The following is a 3,159-nucleotide window of genomic DNA, read 5'->3' as shown; positions in this document are numbered from 1 at the left end:
TCGGTCATGCCGGGCACACCGCGGTCGTGTCCTCGGCCGTGAACGCCTCGCGGCCGGCGTGCTTGGTCGGGGCCGGCGTGGGCTGCACGGGTGCCGCTCCCGCGTCCGGCGGGGTCGTCGCGCCACCGGCCGGGGGCGCGGTCGTGGTGGGCGCCGTCGGCGTCGCGGGCGTCTCGGGCTCGCCCAGGGCGGGTCGGTCCGCGGCGACGTTCTCCCACAGCGTGTCGGCCTCCGAGGTCCACTCGACGCGGTTCGGGTCGCTCTTGGCAGGCGCCCACGGCACGGTCATGAACGTGATGTTGCCACCCCGGATGGACCGCATGTTGTAGGTGAGGCCGGTCATCGCCGTGAGCGACAGGCCCGAGTCCGTGGTCAGCGAGCTCGTCGCCGCGTCGAGGAACGACACCAGCTGGCCCAGGTCGCTCAGGACGTTCTTCGACAGGACCTCGGTCGCCATCGCCGCGACCAGGCGCTGCTGGTTGCCGATGCGGTTGGTGTCGGAACCGTCGCCGACGCCCTTGCCCTTGCGGGCGCGGGCGAACGCGAGCGCCGTGGCGCCGTCCAGACGCTGCTGACCGGCCTGGACGTTGAGGCCCGCGTCCTTCGACGTCATCGCGTTGGGGATGCAGATGTCCACGCCGCCGATGGCGTTGATCATGTTCTGGAAGCCGGCGAAGTCGACGACGACGAAGTGGTCGATCGGGACGCCCGTGTTCTCCTGCACCGTGCGGATCGTGCAGGCCGCCGCCGACGCCATGTCGCCGCCCATGTCCCAGCCCGTCGCGAACGCGGTGTTGAACATGCCGTGCGTGGCGCGCGACGTCTTGCCGTTGGACATCGTGCACGACGGGATGTCGACGAGGGAGTCGCGGGGGATCGAGATGGCCTCGACGCGCTGCCGGTCGGCGGAGATGTGCACGAGGATCGTGGTGTCGGAGCGCATGCCCGCGACGGAGCCGCCGATCTCGGCGTTGACGCCGTCGCGCTGGTCGGACCCGAGCACCAGGATGTTGACCGGCAGACCCTTGTTCGGGTCGTCCGGGTCGGGGGTGCGGGTCACCTGCGGGGTCGGGCCCACGAGCGCCGAGATGTCGACGCGGTCCATGTTGCCCTGGAGGCGGGTGAACGCCGCGGCGGCTCCCGCGACGCCGAAGGCGAGGAGCGCGACGGTCGTGAGGGCGACGCCACGCAGGACCCGGTGCGTGCGCGGGTTGCGGGCGTGCCGCGCCGCACGAGGGCGCGGGACGGCGACGTGGCGACTGGTCACCCCGTCATGCTAGGTGCGTCGCAGGCGCTCGGCGCAGAGCCGTCGCACGCGTGCCGTGGAGGATCTGTGCAGATCATCGGCCCGCGGCCGCGCCGCCACCCCCGGCTCCGGGCGGTGGCGGCGCGGACGGGCGTCAGCGGCCGAGCTGCGCGTACTTGGCCTCCGTGGCGTCCTTGCGCGGCCGCCACCAGGCCTCGTTCTCGCGGTACCACGCGACGGTCGCCTCGAGGCCCGCACGGAAGTTCTCGTACCGGGGGGTCCAGCCGAGCTCGTCGCGCAGCTTGGTCGCGTCGATCGCGTAGCGCATGTCGTGACCGGGGCGGTCGCTCACGAGGTCGTAGGCGTCGCGGGGCTGGCCCATGATCTCGAGGATGTCCTCGACGACGGTCTTGTTGTTCTCCTCGCCGTCCGCACCGATGAGGTACGTCTCGCCGATCCGGCCGCGCTCGATGATGGCCCAGACCGCGCTGTTGTGGTCGTCGACGTGGATCCAGTCGCGCACGTTCTCGCCCTTGCCGTAGAGCTTGGGGCGGACGCCGTCGATGACGTTCGTGATCTGGCGCGGGATGAACTTCTCGACGTGCTGGTACGGCCCGTAGTTGTTCGAGCAGTTCGAGATCGTGGCCTGCACGCCGAAGCTGCGCGCCCAGGCGCGCACCAGCAGGTCGGAGGACGCCTTGGTCGAGCTGTACGGCGACGACGGGTTGTACGGCGTGTCCGGCGTGAACTTCGCGGGGTCGTCGAGCTCGAGGTCGCCGTACACCTCGTCCGTCGAGATGTGGTGGAAGCGCACCCCGTGGCGGCGGACGGCCTCGAGCAGCTGGTACGTCCCGATCACGTTGGTCCGCAGGAACGGCCACGGGTCGTGCAGCGAGTTGTCGTTGTGGGACTCGGCCGCGAAGTGCACCACGAGGTCGACGTCCTTGACGAGGCTGTCGACGATGTCGGGGTCGGCGATGTCGCCCTTCGCGAGCACCACGCGGCCCTCGACGGGGTCGAGGCTGCGCTCGTCGCCCGCGTACGTCAGGGCGTCCAGCACCGTGACCTGCACGTCGGGGCGCTCCCGGACCGTCTGGTGGACGAAGTTCGAGCCGATGAAACCGGCTCCGCCGGTGACCAGCACGTGCATGGGGGCGACTCCTCGCGAGATCGGGTGCAGCGGCCACGAGACTACTGGTGACCGGTACGGGCAGGTTCCGGCCGACCCTAGCCGTCGAGCTCCGTGAGGACGTCGTCGCGCTCCACGTAGCGCTCGCCGGTCTCCGGGCACACCCACACGTCGTCCTCGGCACGCTCGAGCGGCACCCCGGCGCGACCCACCCACCGGATGCGCCGGGCAGGCACGCCGGCCACGAGCGCGAAGTCCGGGACGTCGCGCGTCACGACCGCACCCGCCGCGACCGTCGCCCACCGGCCGATCGTCACGGGAGCCACGCACACCGCCCGCGCGCCCACGGACGCGCCCGTGCGCACGGTCACGCCGACGGGCTCCCAGTCGGAGGCGGACTTGAGCGAGCCGTCGGGTGCCACGGCACGTGGGAAGTGGTCGTTGGTGAAGACGACCGCGGGACCCACGAAGCACCCGTCCTCGAGGACGGCCGGCTCGTACACGAGCGCGTGGTTCTGGACCTTGCAGCGGTCGCCCATGACGACACCGGAGCCGACGTACGCGCCGCGACCGATGATGCAGTCCGCGCCGATGCGGGCGCCCTCCCGGACCTGGGCGAGGTGCCAGACCCGTGTCCCCGGCCCCACCTCGGCGCGCTCGTCGACCTCGGCCGACGTCGCGAACCACGCGGTCGTCCCGTGACTTCCCATGAGCTCAACCTCCTCGTCGTCGTGAGCATCATGGCGGATCCGTGCCGTGCGCCGTGCCTGCGCCGGACGAGCGG

Annotated in this window: 3 protein-coding genes; all 3 read right to left on the bottom strand. The window is 71.6% G+C overall.

What is annotated here, in order from left to right; translation table 11 throughout:
• Positions 1-4: 4 nt before the first annotated feature.
• Positions 5-1,267, bottom strand: a complete 1,263-nt coding sequence (locus tag CTKZ_RS10320) for an LCP family protein (protein ID WP_235843435.1) — start codon at positions 1,265-1,267, stop codon at positions 5-7.
• 133 nt (positions 1,268-1,400) lie between these two features.
• Positions 1,401-2,396: a dTDP-glucose 4,6-dehydratase gene (rfbB, locus tag CTKZ_RS10315; protein WP_124342871.1), complete on the bottom strand. Its 996-nt coding sequence runs from the start codon at positions 2,394-2,396 to the stop codon at positions 1,401-1,403.
• Between the two features lie 77 nt (positions 2,397-2,473).
• Positions 2,474-3,085, bottom strand: coding sequence for an acyltransferase (locus tag CTKZ_RS10310; protein WP_124342870.1), 612 nt, complete (start codon positions 3,083-3,085; stop codon positions 2,474-2,476).
• Positions 3,086-3,159: the final 74 nt, after the last annotated feature.

It is taken from the genome of Cellulomonas algicola (assembly GCF_003851725.1).
Taxonomy (GTDB): domain Bacteria; phylum Actinomycetota; class Actinomycetes; order Actinomycetales; family Cellulomonadaceae; genus Cellulomonas; species Cellulomonas algicola.
The sequence above is the reverse complement of the archived record's forward strand: the minus strand, read 5'-3'. Positions and strand labels throughout refer to the sequence as shown.